Origin of the sequence: Streptomyces sp. ALI-76-A (assembly GCF_030287445.1) — a bacterium.
GTDB lineage: Bacteria > Actinomycetota > Actinomycetes > Streptomycetales > Streptomycetaceae > Streptomyces.
Window position 1 is genome coordinate 209,101 of sequence record NZ_JASVWB010000004.1, and the last position, 16,373, is coordinate 225,473.

General features: G+C 74.3%; 12 protein-coding genes. 4 read left to right on the forward strand and 8 right to left on the reverse strand.

What is annotated here, in order from left to right; all coding sequences use genetic code 11:
• Positions 1 to 30: 30 nt before the first annotated feature.
• Positions 31 to 987, forward strand: a complete 957-nt coding sequence (locus tag QQS16_RS37525; RefSeq protein WP_286067005.1) for a GlxA family transcriptional regulator — start codon at positions 31 to 33, stop codon at positions 985 to 987.
• Between the two features lie 108 nt (positions 988 to 1,095).
• Positions 1,096 to 2,094: a type I glyceraldehyde-3-phosphate dehydrogenase gene (gap, locus tag QQS16_RS37530; protein WP_286067006.1), complete on the forward strand. Its 999-nt coding sequence runs from the start codon at positions 1,096 to 1,098 to the stop codon at positions 2,092 to 2,094.
• A 29-nt stretch (positions 2,095 to 2,123) separates the two neighbouring features.
• Here the strand turns inward: gap and QQS16_RS37535 are convergent, their stop codons facing one another.
• Together QQS16_RS37535 and QQS16_RS37540 are read right to left on the reverse strand one after the other, a co-directional pair.
• Positions 2,124 to 2,375 carry a hypothetical protein gene (locus QQS16_RS37535; RefSeq protein ID WP_286067007.1) on the reverse strand — a complete coding sequence of 84 codons (252 nt, stop codon included), beginning with the start codon at positions 2,373 to 2,375 and terminating at the stop codon, positions 2,124 to 2,126.
• A 90-nt stretch (positions 2,376 to 2,465) separates the two neighbouring features.
• The gene (locus QQS16_RS37540; RefSeq protein ID WP_286068107.1) at positions 2,466 to 3,326 is read right to left on the reverse strand and encodes an alpha/beta fold hydrolase; all 861 of its coding nucleotides are present in this window, start codon (positions 3,324 to 3,326) and stop codon (positions 2,466 to 2,468) included.
• 172 nt (positions 3,327 to 3,498) lie between these two features.
• Between QQS16_RS37540 and QQS16_RS37545 the strand changes: the two genes are divergently transcribed.
• Positions 3,499 to 3,672 carry a CsbD family protein gene (locus QQS16_RS37545; protein ID WP_286067008.1) on the forward strand — a complete coding sequence of 58 codons (174 nt, stop codon included), beginning with the start codon at positions 3,499 to 3,501 and terminating at the stop codon, positions 3,670 to 3,672.
• A gap of 186 nt (positions 3,673 to 3,858) precedes the next feature.
• The gene (locus QQS16_RS37550; RefSeq protein WP_286067009.1) at positions 3,859 to 5,580 is read left to right on the forward strand and encodes a hypothetical protein; all 1,722 of its coding nucleotides are present in this window, start codon (positions 3,859 to 3,861) and stop codon (positions 5,578 to 5,580) included.
• A gap of 98 nt (positions 5,581 to 5,678) precedes the next feature.
• Here QQS16_RS37550 and QQS16_RS37555 read toward each other — a convergent pair whose 3' ends face one another.
• The 6 genes from QQS16_RS37555 to QQS16_RS37580 all read right to left on the reverse strand — a co-directional run bounded on the left by QQS16_RS37555 (position 5,679) and on the right by QQS16_RS37580 (position 16,297).
• Positions 5,679 to 6,320 carry a cutinase family protein gene (locus QQS16_RS37555; RefSeq protein ID WP_286067010.1) on the reverse strand — a complete coding sequence of 214 codons (642 nt, stop codon included), beginning with the start codon at positions 6,318 to 6,320 and terminating at the stop codon, positions 5,679 to 5,681.
• A 149-nt stretch (positions 6,321 to 6,469) separates the two neighbouring features.
• Entirely contained in the window at positions 6,470 to 7,696 is a 1,227-nt protein-coding gene (locus QQS16_RS37560) for a PucR family transcriptional regulator (RefSeq protein WP_286067011.1), read from the reverse strand.
• Positions 7,697 to 7,818: 122 nt separating this feature from the next.
• Entirely contained in the window at positions 7,819 to 8,763 is a 945-nt protein-coding gene (locus tag QQS16_RS37565; protein WP_286067012.1) for an alpha/beta hydrolase, read from the reverse strand.
• A 62-nt stretch (positions 8,764 to 8,825) separates the two neighbouring features.
• Entirely contained in the window at positions 8,826 to 12,839 is a 4,014-nt protein-coding gene (locus QQS16_RS37570; RefSeq protein WP_286067014.1) for a type I polyketide synthase, read from the reverse strand.
• Entirely contained in the window at positions 12,836 to 14,638 is a 1,803-nt protein-coding gene (locus QQS16_RS37575) for a fatty acyl-AMP ligase (protein WP_286067016.1), read from the reverse strand. The genes QQS16_RS37570 and QQS16_RS37575 overlap by 4 nt, the downstream gene beginning before the upstream one ends.
• An 81-nt stretch (positions 14,639 to 14,719) precedes the next feature.
• Positions 14,720 to 16,297: an acyl-CoA carboxylase subunit beta gene (locus QQS16_RS37580; protein ID WP_502963955.1), complete on the reverse strand. Its 1,578-nt coding sequence runs from the start codon at positions 16,295 to 16,297 to the stop codon at positions 14,720 to 14,722.
• Between the last annotated feature and the right edge of the window lie 76 nt (positions 16,298 to 16,373).

A 16,373-nucleotide genomic window follows, 5' to 3' on the forward strand; every position in this document is an offset into this window, starting at 1 on the left:
TCGACGTCACGCCCCACGTAACCTCTTCCTGTGCCCGCACCCCGCCCGCATCGCGTCGCCGTCCTGGTGCTCGAAGGTGCGAAGCCGCTCGACGTCGGCATTCCCGCTCAGGTGTTCACGACCCGCGCGAGCATGCCGTACGAGGTGCGGGTGTGCGGGGCGACACCCGGGCTCGTGACCGGCGGCGACGGCCTCGCGTACTCCGTCGCCCATGGTCTCGACGCGCTCGCCTGGGCCGACATCGTCTTCGTCCCCGGCTACCGGTTCCCGGACCGTGACGACCCGCCGCGGGCCGTCGTCGACGCCCTGATCGCCGCCCACGACCGGGGCGCGCGGCTCGCCGCCATCTCGACGGGCGCCTTCGCGCTCGCCGCCACGGGCCTGCTCGACGGCAGGCGTGCCACGACGCACTGGCACTACACGCGGGCACTCATGGCCAGACATCCGCTCGTCCAGGTCGACGAGAACGTGCTGTTCGTCGACGAGGGCAGCGTGCTCACCTCGGCCGGCGCCGCCTCCGGCATCGACCTGTGCCTGCACATCCTGCGCGGCGACCTCGGAGTGGCGGCGTCCAACCACGCGGCCCGGCGCCTGGTCGCCGCCCCCTACCGCAGCGGCGGCCAGGCCCAGTACGTGCCGCGCAGCGTCCCCGAGCCGCTCGGCGAGCGGTTCGCCGCCACCCGCGAGTGGGCGCTGCGCCGGCTCGGCGAGCCCCTCACCCTCGACCTACTGGCGCGGCAGGCGGGGGTCTCGCCGCGCACGTTCTCCCGCCGCTTCGTCGAGGAGACCGGCTGCACACCGATGCAGTGGGTGATGCGTGCCCGCGTCGACCTCGCCCGCGAACTGCTCGAACGGTCGCAGCGCGGTGTCGAACAGATCGCCGCCGACGTCGGGCTCGGCACCGGCGCGAACCTGCGCCTGCACTTCCAGCGCATCCTCGGCACCACACCGAGCGAGTACCGGCGCACCTTCACCCGGGGCGAGTGACCCGGGCCCGGCACCGCGTGGCGGGATCCTCGTGAACCGTGGCGATCCCGCCACTGTCAGCGGCGGGAGCCGCGGGCGAGCCTGGTGGCGAAGGGAAGGGACTCACTCATGACTCGTATCGCCATCAACGGATTCGGCCGCATCGGACGCACTGTGGTGCGGGCACTGCTGGAGCGCGGCAGCGCCCTCGAACTCGTCGCCGTCAACGACCTGACGGAGCCCGCCGCTCTCGCCCGGCTGCTCGCCTACGACAGCACGGCCGGCCGGCTCGGGCGCCCGGTGACCGTGGACGGGGACGCCCTCGTCGTCGACGGCCGTCGGATCACGGTGCTGGCCGAGCGCGAACCGGCGCGGCTGCCGTGGGCGGAACTCGGCGTCGACATCGTCCTGGAGGCCACCGGCCGCTTCACCTCGGCCGAGGCCGCCCGGGCCCACCTCGACGCGGGCGCGAAGAAGGTGCTCGTCGGCGCGCCGTCGGACGGCGCCGACGTCACGCTCGCGTTCGGGGTCAACACCGACGCCTACGACCCGGCCGTGCACACGGTCGTCTCGAACGCCTCCTGCACCACCAACGCGCTCGCGCCGCTGGCCAAGGTGCTGGACGACCTCGCCGGTATCGAACACGGCTTCATGACGACCGTGCACGCCTACACGCAGGAGCAGAACCTCCAGGACGGTCCGCACCGCGACGCCCGTCGCGCCCGGGCCGCCGGCGTCAACATCGTGCCGACCACGACCGGCGCCGCCAAGGCGATCGGCCTGGTGCTGCCGAACCTGGACGGCAAGCTGTCGGGCGACTCGATCCGCGTGCCGGTGCCGGTGGGCTCGATCGTCGAGCTCAACACGGCCGTCGCCCGTGACGTGACGCGCGACGACGTGCTGGCGGCCTACCGCGCCGCGGCGCAGGGGCCGCTCGCCGGCGTCCTCGAGTACTCGGACGACCCGCTCGTCTCCTCGGACATCGTGGGCAATCCCGCCTCGTCGATCTTCGACTCGGCCCTCACCCGCGTCGACGGCCGCCACGTCAAGGTCGTCGCCTGGTACGACAACGAGTGGGGCTTCTCCAACCGGGTGATCGACACGCTCGAGTTCCTCGCCACTCGCTGACCAGGCCGGGGCGGTGCCCCGTGACGGTCTCAGATGATCGTCTCGCCGTCGTGGGTCCCGCCCTGGCAGCGCACGGTGTACGAGTTCGCGCCCTGCCCGTCCGCCGTGACGATGATCATGCCGCCCCCCTGCACGCACTCCGCGGCGGAGATGTCGGCCGGTGCGTGCGCGGCACCGCGGACGGTGGGACCGGGGGCCGACGGCACGGCGGCGTGCGCGGAGCCGGCGGACAGCGCCGCCACGGTCAGCGCCGCGGCCAGGACAGGAGGCGACACGTTCATGAGGGTCTCCTTCTCGACTCCTGCGCACCGGTGCCGTACCGGCGTCACCAGCGCGACGGCCCGCCGCCACCGGCGGCGGGCCGCCGCGACTCAGCCGGTGAAGAACTCCGCCAGGGCGTCGGCCAGCGGCCCGGGAGCCTGCTCCGCCACGTGGTGCCCGGAGTCGATCCCGTGTCCGCGTACGTCGTCGGCCCAGTCGCGCCAGATGGCCACCGGATCGCCGTAGAGCTGCTCCAGGTCGTCCCGCAGCGACCACAGCACCAGGGCGGGGCACCGGATCCGGACGCCCGCGGCCCGGTCGGCCTCCTCGTCCCGCGCGTCGACGGTGAGGCCCGCGCGATAGTCCTCCAGCATGGCGCGCACCACGCGGGGATCGCGGGTGGCGGCGCGCCACTCGTCGTGGTTCTCCTGGCCCATCTCCCGCGGGTCACCCCGGTACCAGCTGTCGGGATCGGCGGTGATGACCCGTTCCGGGATCTCCGGCTGGGCGAAGAAGAACCAGTGCCACCACTGCGTGGCGAACCGCGCGTCGACGCGCGACAGGTGCTCCGTCAGCGGCAGGCCGTCCAGGAAGGCCACCCGTGACACGGCCTCGGGGTGGTCCAGGGTCAGGCGCAGGGCGACCGGGGCACCCCGGTCGTGTCCGGCCACCCCGAACCGGTCGTGTCCGAGTGCCCGCATCACCCGCGCCATGTCCCCGGCGACGGCGCGCTTGGAGTGGGCGGTGTGGTCCGGGGTGGGCTCGGGCCCGCGCGAGCGGCCGTATCCCCGCAGGTCCGGGCAGACGACCGTGAAGCCGCGCGCGACCAGCCGCGGCGCGACCCGATGCCAGGTCGCCGAGGTGCGGGGGTGACCGTGCAGCAACAGGAGCGGCGGGCCCTGTCCGCCGTACCGCACGAAGATCGAGGCCTCGCCGACATCGATCGTCGTGGCACGGAAGCCGTCGAACATCATCCCGTCGCCTCCTGCTCGCTCATGGGCCGCCCGGGGCCCGTGGGCCGGAAAGGTACGGCTTCCGGCTTCCCGGGAAGGGAAGCGGAATTCGTCGCCCGGTTTGGAAATCGCGCACACGGTTACCCGCCGTGGTGACACCGGAGTCGACTACGACTTGGAGTGATGGAGCGTGGCCGGAGACCAGAAGGCCAAGGCGAAGAAGGAACAGGCCAAGGGAAAGGCCAAGGAGGCGATCGGCCGCACGGTGGGCAACGAGCGGATGGAAGCCGAGGGCCGCGCCGCGCAGTCGAAGGGCGACGCGCGTCAGGCCAAGGAGAAGGCGAAGGACACCTTCAAGCACTGAGCGTTCATCAGGCACCGAGCGTCACACTGAGAAAGCTCTGACGGGACCCCGTCCATCGGACGGGGTCCCGTTGTTCTGTGTCCTCCGCCGGGTTCTGTGTCATCCGGTGACAAACGGCGATCCGGAGAGCTGAATTCCTGTGAGCACCGCCTGAGCGGACGGCGCCCCGCGCCCTACCGTCCCGCTATGAAGACGAGTCGCAGCAGAAAGAGAACGTGGCGAAGCGGCGCGACGGCGGTGCTGCTGACCGCGGGGGCGCTGACAGCCGTCACCCCGGGAGCTCAGGCACAGGACGTGCGGACCGAGACACCGGTGCGCACGACGGCGCCGGCCGACGGCGTGACCGAATCGATGGTGCGGGTGAAGGTGCCGCTGCCGACGTCCTTCGGGGCCCGTCCGGCGGCGTGCGACTGGCTGTCGTACCTGCGCTACCGCTCCGCCGACGGCCCGGCCGCCTCGGCCGACGCGGACAGGATCCTCGTCGCCCAGCCGGGCATCCTGGAGGGCGCCGGGGCCTTCGACAGTGTCGCTCGCAGCACCGTGGCCCGGGCCGCCGAGCAGGGCAGTCACATCGAGTTCTGGGCCCTGGACCGGCGGTCCAACTGTCTGGAGGACCGCACCGGCATCGCCTCCGGCGACCAGCACACCGCCGTCGACTACTACTACCGCGGCAAGCAGGTCGCCGGCCGCACCTTCGCCGGATACGTCGGCAACGACCGGCTGGGCTGGATGGCGAGGCTCGGCATCGAACAGACCGTCCGCGACGAGTACGACCTGCTCGCCGCCGAACTCCCCGACCCGTCCCTGCGCAAGGACAAGGTCCTGTGCGGCGGCCACTCGCTGGGCGGAGTGATCACCGGGTACTTCGCGGCCGCAGACTTCGACGGCGACCGGGCCACCACCGCGGACGCCGGGTACAACCAGTGCGCCGGCTACTTCGCCCTCGACACCACCGTCTCGACCTCCCTGGGTGACCTCAGCGGCAGCATCCCGGACGACACCAACCTGCCCGACATCGGCCTCGGACACGGCGCGGTGCAGGCGGGCCTCGACAGCGGTCTGCTGCCCCGCTCCCTGTCGGCGCCGGTGCTGCTCAACCCGGAGACCATGACCGTCCTCGCCATCGCGGGCCTGGGCGCGGTCCAGGCCCCCGGCGCCGAGGCCGACCTGCCCCGCTACCTGCCCGCCAACGCCAACATCCGGACCACCAACCGTTTCCTGTTCTCCAGGGACGCCGCGACCTTCCTCAGCGGCACACCCGCGCTGGAGGACTTCCGGCTCACCAACGAGGCGCTCCTGGGCACCTTCATGGACGACCACTCCGTCCCGCTGGCCTTCCTGCAGAGCAGCGTGGGCTTCTTCGACGGCGGCCCGGTCGCCGACAAGAACTTCCCCGCCGCCAACGGCGGCGACGACCGGCCAGGCCTGTTCGGCACCGAGTACAAGGCCATCCCCGCCCAGCCGAACGGTCCGCTGTACACCTGGCGCAACTACGACCGGGTCGGCGACCCCGACGACCCCGGACACCGTTCCGCCGACGGCACGCCGTTCACCTCGGCCGCCAAGGAGGTCACCGACATCCAGGAGCTGGCCCGCAGCATGGCCGAGCAGCCACTGGACTTCACCGAGCAGTACTTCCCGACCAAGCTGGTCACCGACATCCAGCTGTCGACGTCACCGCAGGTGAAGCGGCTGGTGGTGCACCCCGAGGGGCTCACCGCCAACCCGACGCTCACCGTGCTGGCGGGCGACGGACTGCTGGCGGGCCGCGTCCCGGCCGATCTGGACCCGGTCGTCGCCGAGGGCTACCAGCATCTCGACGTCCTGACCGCCGCGCCCGTCCAGAACAACGGGCGGCCCGAGCCCGTCTCCCACAACCTCGCGCGGTTCGCCCGCTCGCCCGAGTAGGAGTCCCCGCAGGGTTCCGCACGTTCCCGCACACACGGTGGGCCCGGGAGGTGATCGTCACCTCCCGGGCCCACCGGCTTGTGCGGCTCCTCGACGGCTCAGACCCTGCCGGCGGCGAACGTGGCCGCCTCCGCGGCGTTGTCGCGGTAGCTCAGGTGGGCCCCCGTGTCACCCCCGCCGCCCTCGCAGACGGGGTCGCCGTCCGCGCAGATGTCGAGTGTGCGGCTCTGGTAGACGCCGGTGACGCTCTTGCCGAGCGCCCGGATCGGGTTGCCGAACAGCAGCACGGCGGCGACCTTCGGCTCCACCGCGGCGGGGAGGGTGGCGACGATCGGGCTGCCGACCACCGCCCCCGCGCTGCTGATGCCGATCGAGTTGTCCACGACGTTCGCGCCCTGCGAATACCCCACCAGAATGAAGCGCTGGTTCGGGCATTGTGCCGCCTGGCTCGTGACGTGGTTGACGAGATCCCGGTTGCCCTGCGCGGCCGACGTCAGGGAAAGGTTCGCCGGATAGTCCACGCGATAGCTGGACAGGGTTTTGCCGGTGATTTTCTTCCGGAGTTCGGAATACACCGGGTCGCCGACGATGAAGCCGAGTGTGCCCGGCTCGAAGGTGCCGCGCGCCGAGACGACCTCGACGTCGGTGCAGGGAGCGGCTGTTGCGGTGGGGGCCGAGACAGTCGCCAGTCCGGCCCCGCCGGCCAGTGAAAGCGCGGCGAGGCACAAGCGGATACGCATGGGGAATCCTCCGCGTGCGGGGCGCGTGATGCGCCTGCTAAGTGGAACGGTCCCGACCGTATTCGCTTGCCTGGCGGAATGTTATGCAGTGGATTATGGAATTGCCGCGGCTTTTTGTGCTCCCGTGAGCATCGTCCTCGAAAGTTATTTCATCGGCTGTCCGGCACCTGCTCCCGCAATGCCTCGGCACGCAATGCCAGCACGAGGTCCAGGCGGGTGTCCGGCTCGTGCAGGGCGTCACCGAACAGCTTCTCCAGCTGCCGCAGGCGGTAGCGGACCGTCTGCGGGTGCACGTGCAGACGTGCGGCGACGTCCGGGACGTTGCTGCCGCTGAGCAGCCAGGCCAGCAGGGTCTCCGCGAGCCGGGGACGCTGCCCCGCCGACACGGAGTCGAGGGGGCCGAGGACCCGCGCCCGCAACTGCGCCAGCAGCGGCTCGTCGCCGTGCAGCAGCAGCGTCGACAGGTGGTCGGCGCAGTGCACCACGCCCTGCCGGGGAAGGATCCCCCGGCCCATCAGCCCCAGCGCCCGGGTGGCCCAGTGCAGCGACCGGGCCGCCTCGGTGAGCGGCACCGTCGGGCCGATCGCGGCCGGCCGGCCCCGCAGCGCGAGGGCGAACGCCCGGCCGAACCGGCCGGAGCCGTCCGGATCGGGGACCAGCATGCGCGGCGGCCGGGACGCCATGTCCACCAGCGCGCCCGCCGCGGCCAGCGGCCGGTCCTCCTCGCGCTGCTCCTGGCCGGCCGCGAGGGCGACCACGGCCACCTGCCGCGGCACCGACCAGCGGGCACCGTGCGCCAGATCGTGCACGGCTTCCAGGGACACCGGCCCCTCGCCCAGCAGCAGGTCCAGCAGACGCCGGCGCCGCCGTTCCAGCTCGTCCGTGCTGCGCAGCCGGGCCTCCGCGTAACCGGCCGCCGCCGCCTCCGCGACCTCGTGCACGGTCCGGAAGGCCAGCTCGCCGAGCGCGGTCACGGCCGCCGAGTCCAGCCCGAGCGTCTCGGCCGTACGGCCCATCAGCCGCCAGGCGTGCAGGCCGCCGACCCGCAGCGCCGACTGCAACGCGTCCAGGCTGCGGCCTTCCAGGGCCTCACCGCGGCCCAGTTCGTAGTACGTCGCGGCGATGGCGTCGCCCCGGCCGCGCGGGTCGGCGATGTGGTCGACGAACAGGGTCAGCGCCTGCACCACGCCGGCTCTGATGTTCTCCCGGTAGGTCCCGTCGGCCGGTCGCGCGTACTCGGGTACCTGCCGGCGGACCTCCTCCTCCACCTCGTCGGCGACCGTCGCCAGTTGGTCGCGCAGCAGTTTGGCCAGTTCGGGCGGTACCGGTGCGGCTTCTGGGCCGGCCAGGCCGCCGTGCGGGGCGGGAAAAGCCATCGCGGACACTCCTTTCACCCGGAAGCGACTCACCCGCGGGTTGTTTCCCGTGAGGCGAGTGGGACGTCCCGTGTTGGACGGACGTCCCCTGCGCTCCGTTCCGTGCCCCCATGGCTCCGACATCACTCGGGCAGCCCCAGCGCACGGGCGAGCATCGGCCACGATGCCGTGAACTCCCGCTTCCAGAAAGGCCAGTCGTGGCCTCCCCCGGAGTAGAGGTGCGTGGTCACCGGAATGCCCAGGCGGGCCAGCGCGGCGGTGAACAGGTGCGCGGAGGGCCACAGCGCGCTCTCCAGCGCCTCGGGCAGCAGATCACCGCTGCCGCCCGCGAGGCCGCTGCCGCTGGAGACGTACAGGGCGGTGCCCCGCAGCCCCGCGGCGCGGGCGCGCGGGTTGAAGTCGCGCCAGGTGAGGAGGTTCAACACCGGGTTGCCCCACAGGGCGCGGGGCGACAGGTTCTCCCGGGCCACGATGGCGTCCACGATCAGGGGGACACCGGGCGCGGTGGTGTCGAGGATGCCGCTGTAGGAGGCCGCGGCGGCGAACACACCGGGGTGCCGGGCGGCGTGCGCCATCGCCCCGTAGCCGCCGGTCGAGACCCCGGCGACGGCCCGGGTGCCGGAGGCCCGGTAGTCGCGGCGCAGCAGCGCGTGGACCTCCGTCAGCTGGAACGTCTCGTAGTCGGGTCCGTCGCGCCAGGCGGTCGGGATCCCGGTGGGCCCGCCGTCCGGCATCGCCACGATCAGGTCGCGGCCCTCGGTGAACGCCTCGATGCCGGTCTCCCGCGTCCAGGACGTGTAGTCGTCGTGGGCGCCGTGCAGCAGGTACAGCACGGGATACGTCCGGCCCGGCCGCGTGCCGAACCCCGACGGCAGGATGAGCCGCACGGGCGCGCTGCGGCCGAGCGCGGCGGAGGGCACGGACACGTCCAGGGTGCGCGGCCCGAGCCGGGTCGCGGCCCGGGCGCTGCCGGTGGCGGCCCCGGCTCCGAACAGGGCGGCCAGACCGGCGGCGGCCGCCGCCTTGGTGACGGCACGCCGGGAGACGGGAGTGGGGCGGTGGTACATGGCGGCTCCTAGGGGGTTCCTGCTCGGACTCGCTGGTGCGGCCGGGCCGTTCGCGGTCCGCGTCAGCGGGCCGGTCCGGCGAGCGCCCGGCGCAGATGTACGGCGATCTCGTCGACGTGCGGCGGATCGAGCAGCGACAGATGGTGTCCGCGCACCGGGACGACCTCCAGCCGCGGGCACACCTCGTCCCAGCCCAGCGCCTCGTCGTCGCGCTCGTACGCCGGGTCGCGCACGGTGTGCGGCGCGGGCTCGCCCGCCCGGTACAGGATCACCCGGCCGTCGTGGCGGCCCGGCCGGTGGGCCTCACCGGTCCGCAGGTCGAGGTAGGAGGCCCGCTGGTGCTCCAGCGCGGCGGGCGGCACGTCGACGGCCTCGCGCACGGCCCGCAGCACGGCGTCGATGCGCTCACCGTCGTCGTCCAGGGCCACCAGCTCGTCGTACGGCAGGTCCAGGCGGGCACCGTAGGCGTCGGCGACGTGCCGGGCGAAGCCCGTGAGGTGGGCGCGGATCCGGTCGTCCGGTGTGCGGCCGGGCTGGGGGAGGGGGCGTACGGAGTCGATGAGGACCACCAGGTCGACGGTCCGCCCGGCGGCCGTCAGCTGCCGCGCGGTCTCCTGGGCGACGAAGCCGCCGAAGGACCAGCCGCCCAGCAGACAGGGCCCGTCGGGATGGATCGCGGTGATGGCCTCGGCGCAGCGACGGGCCTTCTCCGTCACCGTGCGCGCCTCCTCCATCCGCTCCAGCCCGTACACCGGTCGGTCGTCCCCGAGTCGTTCGGCGAGGCGCCGGTAGACGTCGGTGGAGCCGCCGGCGGCGTGGAAGAGGAAGAGCGGGGGGCGCGAGCCGGTGGCGCGCAGCACCCGCACCGGGGAGTCCTCCTCCGTGGTCCGGGCCGGCAGCGCCTGCCCGATGCGGTCGGCCGCCTCGTCGACGGTCGCGGCGGCCAGCAGGTCCCGCAGCGGCAGCTCGATGCCGAACTCGCGCTCCACGGCCGTGCGGATCCGGACGGCCATGAGCGAGTCCAGGCCGAGGTCCGCCCACGCCGTGGCGGGCGTGATCCGGGCCGGCGTGTGCCCGGTGACGGCGGCGATGTGGTGCGTCAGCCGGGCCAGGACGGAGCCGGGCCGTGCCGCGGCCGTCTCCGGGCGGGGCGCGGGAGCGGGTGCGGCCGCCGGCCCGGCGGGGCGGTCGCGGCCCCCGTCGGTCCACCAGTGCCGCGTGTGCCGCCAGCGCGGCGCGGGCACGTCGACCACCCGGCCGGCCGGGAGCGGCAGGCGCAGGCCCGCCGTGTACAGGGTGGCGAGCTGGGTCACGAACGTGGCGGAGTCGTCCGCGTCCCGGCGCAGGGTGTGGACGACGAGCGCGTCCGGGACGGAGTCGGTGACCGCCCGGGTGAGCACCGGGTGGGGCGAGATCTCGACGAAGGCGGTGTGCCCGTCCGCCGCCGCCGCCGCGACCGCGCGGTCCAGGCGCACCGGCCGCCGCAGGTTGGCGGCCCAGTGGGCGGTGTCGAAGACGCACTCCCCGCGCGGGTCGTCCAGGACGGTGGAGTAGACGGGAACCCGCGGTGGACGGCCCCGCAGCCCGGCCAGCGCCTCGGTCAGCTCCGGCAGCAGCGGGTCCACCTGCGGCGAGTGCCCGGCGCCGACCACCCGCATGGCCCGGGCGGCCCGCCCCCGCTCCTCCAGCCGCCGTACGAGCCGGGTCACCTCCGGCTCCTCACCGGTGACGACCTTGTGCCGGGGCGAGGAGTGCACGGCGACGTGCACCCCGGGGAAGTCGCGTCGCAGTTCGTCCAGTTCGGTGTCCTCCAGGTCGACCACGGCCATCGCGCCGCCGCTCAGCCCGCTGAGCAGCCGGGCCCGTACGGCGACCACCCGGGCCGCGTCCGGCACGTCCAGGGCGCCCGCGCACACGGCGGCGGCCACCTCGCCCATGGAGTGCCCGATCACCGCCGCCGGTTCGGCCCCACGGGACCGCCACAGCTCGGCGAGCGCCACCTGGACGCCGAACAGCACGGGCTGGGCGACCTCCAGGCGGTCCAGGCCGCCGCCGGACGCCAGGTGGTCGTACAGCGACAGCCCGCACTCGGCGGCCAGCTGCGGATCGAGCTTCTCCACGGCGGCGGCGAACGCGGGCTCCTCGGCCAGCAGCCGTCTGCCCATGCCGGCCCACTGACCGCCGTACCCGGAGAACACCCACACCGGGCCGCGTCCGATCCGGTCGCCCTCGCCCTCGACGACCCGCGGGTGGATCCGCTGCCCGGCCAACGCGTCCAGCGCGTCGGCGAGTTCGTCGCGGTCGCGGGCCGTGACGGCGGCCCGTACCCGCCCGCGGCCGGTGCGCCCGGCGAGGGTGCGCGCCACGTCGGCCGGGCGAGCGGTGCGGCCCCTGCCCGTGCGCAGCCAGTCGCCGATCCGGGCCGCGGTGTCGCGGACGCGTTCGGCGTCGACGTCGGACAGCGGGAACAGATGGGCGGCGGGCTCCCCGCCCCCGTCGGGCAGCGGGCTTCCCGGCTGCCATTCCTCCAGGACCGCGTGGGCGTTGGTGCCGCCGAACCCGAAGCCGGACACCCCGGCGGTGGCCGTGCCGCCGTAGCGGGGCCACGGTTCGGCCTCCGTCACCACCCGCAGCCGTGCCTCGCCCAGCGCGCTGCCGTCCGCGCAGTGCAGGGAGGGCGGAAGGCGGTCGTGGTGGAGGGCGAGGACGGTCTTCACCAGGCCGGCGATGCCCGCGGCCGACTCCAGATGGCCGAGGTTGCCCTTCACGGAGCCGAGCAGCAGCGGCTGGTCCGGGTCGCGGTCCCGGCCGAGCACGGCGTCGAGCGCGCCCGCCTCGATCGGGTCGCCGAGCGGGGTGCCGGTGCCGTGGGCCTCCACGTAGTCGACGGCCTCCGGAGCGAGGCCGGCCCGTGTGTACGCGGTGCTCAGCACCGCACGCTGGGCGGCCGGGTTGGGGGCCATGAGGCCGCCCGAACGGCCGTCGGAGTTGACGGCGGTCGCCCGGACGACCGCGAGCACGCGGTCGCCGTCCCGCTCGGCGTCCGACAGCCGCTTCAGCACCACGGCCGCGCAGCCCTCGCCGCGGCCGATGCCGTCGGCCGTCGCCGAGAACGGCTTGCACCGCCCGTCCGGCGCGAGCGCCCCCGCCCGCTGGAACGCCATGGTGACGGTGGGGGAGAGCAGCACGTTGACCCCGGCGGCGATCGCCGTGTCGCTCTCGCCGGTGCGCAGGCTGACGCAGGCGTGGTGCACGGCGACCAGCGAGGAGGAGCAGGCGGTGTCCACGGCCATGCTCGGCCCGCGCGTGTCCAGGACGTACGCCAGTCGGCCGGCGGCCACGCTGAGGGCCGCCCCGGCCGGGGCCCAGGGGTCCACGGTGGCCGGGTCGGCGCCGGTCAGCTGCCCGTACTCGGGCGCGGAGATCCCGACGAAGACGCCGGTGGCGGTGCCGGCGAGGGAGGCCGCCGGGACGGCGGCGTGCGCGAGGGCCTCGTGCACGACCTCCAGGAGGATCCGCTGCTGCGGATCCATCACGGCGGCCTCGCGCGGGGTGATGTGGAAGAAGTCCGCGTCGAATCCGGCGACGTCGTCGAGATAGCCGCCGTAGGCGGGCGCGCCGGCCGGCGGGAACGCGGTGAAGTCCCGCCACCTGTCCTCGGGCACCCGCCGGATCGCGTCGCCGCCCTCGCCCAGCAGCCGCCAGAAGTCGTCCGGGCCGTGCACTCCGCCCGGCAGCCGGCAGCCGACCCCGATCACCGCGACGGGCTCCCCGGGCGGCACGTCGACGACCGGACGCGGCGGACGGCTCTCCGCCGCCGGACCGCCCTCCTCCGTCACCGCGCACAGACGTGCCACCAGGGCGTCGCCGGTCGGCGTCTCCCACAGCAGCGTCGACGGCAGTTCGCGGCCCAGAGCCCGCGACAGCTCCCCGGCCAGGGCGACCGCGTCCCGCGAGGCCATGCCGAGGTCGGCGAGCGGCCGGTCCATCGGGACGGAGCCGACGGGCATGTCGTTCCAGGCGGCCACCCGCTCGGCGATCAGACGGCGCAGCGCGGCCTCACCGACGGTGCTCATCCCGCGACCTCCGACGCCCCGGCGGCCGCACTGTAGGCGCCCTCCAGGTACCGGGCCCGGGTCAGCGCCCGGGACACCTTGCCGCTGGACGTACGCGGCACGGTCCCCGGGGGCACCAGCACCACGTCGGCGAGCCGCAGCCCGTGCCGGGAGGAGACGGCCCCGCGTACCGCCCGCACCAGCGCCGGTACGTCGAGTTCGGCCAGGCTGGTGGACCGTCCGTGCTCGGCCACGACCACGACCCGCTCGCCGGCCGGGCCCGGCACGGAGAACGCGGCGAGCCGGTCGCGGCGCACCGCCGGGTGCGTGTCCTGGACCGTGCCCTCGACGTCCTGCGGGTAGTGGTTGCGCCCGTCGACGACGATGAGGTCCTTCAGCCGCCCGGTGACGACCAGCTGCCCGTCCAGCACGGTCCCCAGGTCGCCCGTGCGCAGCCACCCGCCGTGGCCGTCCGTGGCGGCGGAGCCGTCCGTGGCGGTCCCAGCGGTCCCAGCGGTCCCGGCGGTCCCGGCGCGGAAGACGCGCCGGGTGTCGGCCTCCCGGTTCCAGTAGCCGCGGCCGACGTTGGGACCCTGCACCCGGATCTCCCCGATCTCCCCCTCGGACAGCACGGCACCGGTCGCCGGGTCGGTGACGCGCAGGAGCTGGCCCGCGGGGGCGCCGCAGCCGGCCAGCAGCACCGCCCGGGGGTCGTCGGGCCGGGCGGGCAGCGCCTTGCCCGCGGCCAGGGCGTCCCGGTCGAGCGCGAACCGGCGGAGCGGCTCACCGGGCCGGGCGGCACTGACGAACACGGTGGCCTCGGCGAGCCCGTACGACGGGCAGTGGGTCTCCGGCGCGAGCCCCTGCTCGGCGAAGGCCTCGTGGAACCGGTCGGCGGTGCCGGGGCGGACCGGCTCGCTGCCGTTGATCAGCGCGGCGACGCCGTCGAGGCGCAGATCCGCCTTCTGCTCGGCGGTGACGGCGGAGGAGCAGTAGTCGTAGGCGAAGTTGGGCGCGGCACTGAGCGCGCGCGGATGCGCGGCGAGCAGCCGCAGCCAGCGCACCGGCTGGTGCAGGAACGCGGCCGGGTCCATGAGCACCGACAGTGTCCCGCGCACGACGGGGGCGGCGATGCTGAGCACCAGCCCCATGTCGTGGTAGAGCGGCAGCCAGCCCACACAGGTCACCGGGTGCGCGTCGGCGCCGTAGGCCGACAGCGCCTGCCGGGCGTTGGCGACGACGTTGCCGTGGGTGATCTCGACGCCGGCCGGGGCCCGCGTCGAACCGGAGGTGTACTGGAGGTAGGCGGTCGCCCGCTCGTCCACCGGTACCGGCTGCCAGGTGTCGGCGGCGGAGTCGGGGACGTCGTCCGCGGCGACGACCCGTACCGTGTCGCGGTCGCAGAAGTCCCGGACCTCCGCCCGGGCGCGGCTCGTGGTCACCACGACCGTCGGCGCCGCGTCGGCCAGCACGCCCGCCAGCCGGTCGGCGTGCCCGGGTAGGCTCGGCGGATACAGCGGTACGGCGACCAGGCCGGCCGCCAGCGTCGCCAGGAACCCGGTGACGTACTCCGTGCCCTGCGGGCACAACAGCGCGACCCGCGCGCCCGGTTCGGCCTCCTCGGCGAGCCGGGCGGCCAGCGCCCGTACGCGCACGTCCAGGCGCCGCCAGGTCAGGGTGCGGTGCACGCCGCGCGAGTGCGGGGCGGGGTGGTCGACGTAGGTGAACGCCCGGCGGTCGGGGGTGGTCCCGGCCCAGTGCCGCACGAGGTCCGGCAGGGTCCGGCACGGGGGCGCGAGCGGGGGACGGCGGCTGTCCATGGGGGGAGGGGCTCCTCAGGTCGCGGGGAGGTGGCTTGCGGGGGGCGCGGGTCGGGGGCGGTCCGGTGGGGGCCGGGCGGGTCAGAGCGGGATGTTGCCGTGCCGCCGCTGCGGCATCGGGGCGCGTTTGCCGTGCAGGGAGCGCAGGGCGCGGCAGATCTGGTCACGGGTCTCGCGGGGGGCGATGACGGCGTCCACGTAGCCACGTTCGGCGGCGAGGTAGGGGGTGCCGTAGGTGCTCTCGTAGCCGGCCACGAGCCGTGCCCGCAGTGCCTCGGGGTCGGCGGCGGCGGCCAGTTCGCGCCGGTGCAGCAGGCTCACGGCGCCCTCGGCGCCCATGACGGCGATCCGGGCGGTGGGCCAGGCGAGGTTGACGTCGGCGCCCAGGTGCTTGGAGCCCATCACGGCGTACCCGCCGCCGTAGGCCTTGCGCACCACCACGGTGACCTTGGGCACGGTCGCCTCGGCGTACGCGTACAGCAGTTTGGCGCCGCGGCGGATGATGCCGCCGTGCTCCTGACGGACCCCGGAGAGGTAGCCGGGGACGTCGGCGAAGGTCAGCAGCGGGATGCCGAACGCGTCGCAGAACCGCACGAACCGCGCGGCCTTCTCGGAGGCGTCGATGTCGAGGACCCCGGCGGAGTGCAGCGGCTGGCTGGCGACGACGCCGACCGAGCGGCCCTCGACCCGGGCCAGGGCACAGATGATGTTCGGTGCGAACAGCTCCTGCACGTCGAGGAGTTCGCCGTCGTCGACGACCGCCCGCAGCACGTCCCGCATGTCGTACGCCTGCCCGAGCCGGTCGGGGACGACCTCGTCGAGCGGCACGGCGTCGTCGGCGGGCAGCGCGGGCGCGTACTCCGGAGGCCGCTCCAGGTTGTTGGCCGGCAGGTAGGACAGCAGGTCGCGGACGGTGTCGAGGGCCTCCTCCTCGTCGGCGGCGAGGAAGTGGGCGTTGCCGTTGACGGAGTTGCTGGTGTGCGCGCCGCCCAGTTCCTCGGCGGTGGTGCGTTCGCCGGTGACCGTCTCGATCACGTCGGGGCCGGTGACGAACATGTGCGAGGCGCCGTCCACCATCACCGTGAAGTCGGTGATCGCCGGCGAGTAGGCGGCCCCGCCCGCGCACGGGCCCAGCACCACCGAGATCTGCGGGATCACCCCGGACGCCTGCACGTTGCGGCGGACCAGTTCGGCGTACAGGGCGAGCGAGGTGACGCCCTCCTGGATGCGCGCGCCGCCGCCGTCGTTGAGCCCGATCACCGGGCAGCCGGTCTTGAGGGCGAGGTCCATGAGGGCGAGGGTCTTCTCGCCGAACGCCTCGCCCATGCTGCCGCCGAAGACGGTGGAGTCCTGCGCGAACACGCAGACGGGGCGGCCGTCGACGGTGCCGGTCCCGGTGACCACCCCGTCGCCGTAGGGCCGGCGGGCCCCGTCCCCGGCGAAGCGGGCCCGGACGAACAGTCCCGTCTCGGTGAACGTGCCGGGGTCCAGCAGCCGTTCGATCCGCTCCCGGGCGCTGAACTCCCCCCGTCTTCTCGGCCCGCCCGGGGCCACCGCTCCCGCCCGGCGCCGTTCCAGGTCGGCGATCCGGTCGGCGGTGCGGTCGGGTACTGACTGCGCGGTCTGTCGTGCCTCGGACGTTGTCGCCTCAGTCGTCACAAGCACCTCCGGAATCGCCTTCGAATATGGCAGCGACAGAGGGGAGGACCGGGCGGATCGGGGTGGCGTTTGCCGG

Excerpts from the sequence above, each read along its gene's own strand:
- gap (WP_286067006.1), top strand. The coding sequence starts at position 1,096 with ATGACTCGTATCGCCATCAACGGATTCGGCCGCATCGGACGCACTGTG.
- QQS16_RS37535 (WP_286067007.1), bottom strand. The coding sequence starts at position 2,375 with ATGAACGTGTCGCCTCCTGTCCTGGCCGCGGCGCTGACCGTGGCGGCG.
- QQS16_RS37540 (WP_286068107.1), bottom strand. The coding sequence starts at position 3,326 with ATGTTCGACGGCTTCCGTGCCACGACGATCGATGTCGGCGAGGCCTCG.
- QQS16_RS37550 (WP_286067009.1), top strand. The coding sequence starts at position 3,859 with ATGAAGACGAGTCGCAGCAGAAAGAGAACGTGGCGAAGCGGCGCGACG.
- QQS16_RS37555 (WP_286067010.1), bottom strand. The coding sequence starts at position 6,320 with ATGCGTATCCGCTTGTGCCTCGCCGCGCTTTCACTGGCCGGCGGGGCC.
- QQS16_RS37560 (WP_286067011.1), bottom strand. The coding sequence starts at position 7,696 with ATGGCTTTTCCCGCCCCGCACGGCGGCCTGGCCGGCCCAGAAGCCGCA.
- QQS16_RS37565 (WP_286067012.1), bottom strand. The coding sequence starts at position 8,763 with ATGTACCACCGCCCCACTCCCGTCTCCCGGCGTGCCGTCACCAAGGCG.
- QQS16_RS37570 (WP_286067014.1), bottom strand. The coding sequence starts at position 12,839 with ATGAGCACCGTCGGTGAGGCCGCGCTGCGCCGTCTGATCGCCGAGCGG.
- QQS16_RS37575 (WP_286067016.1), bottom strand. The coding sequence starts at position 14,638 with ATGGACAGCCGCCGTCCCCCGCTCGCGCCCCCGTGCCGGACCCTGCCG.